Consider the following 249-nt stretch of genomic DNA (forward strand, 5'->3'; position numbering starts at 1 on the left):
TCTCAAGTTGGATCAGGTGAAGCGGCTCAAGGATCTGGAGAAGGAGAACGAGCGGTTGCGCAAGGCAGTCTCCGATCTGACGCTCGAGAAGCTGATCCTCAAAGAGGCCGCCTCGGGAAACTGGTTGGTCTGCCCCCTGAAAAGTGGTCCTCCCTGAAGTAGGCTTTCGAGCTGATGGAGGACACGAGAATGGGACAGAAGAAGCACAAGCCGGAAGAGATCGTCGCCAAACTTCGGCAGGTGGACGTG

Annotated in this window: 1 pseudogene; it reads left to right on the top strand. The window is 56.6% G+C overall.

The features are described 5' to 3' along the window. Window positions 1-142: pseudogene (locus H7A85_RS20710) on the top strand (IS3 family transposase); the annotation flags it as partial. Window positions 143-249: the final 107 nt, after the last annotated feature.

The sequence above is a fragment of the Aureimonas sp. ME7 genome (assembly GCF_903970965.1).
Classification (GTDB): Bacteria; Pseudomonadota; Alphaproteobacteria; order Rhizobiales; family Rhizobiaceae; genus Aureimonas.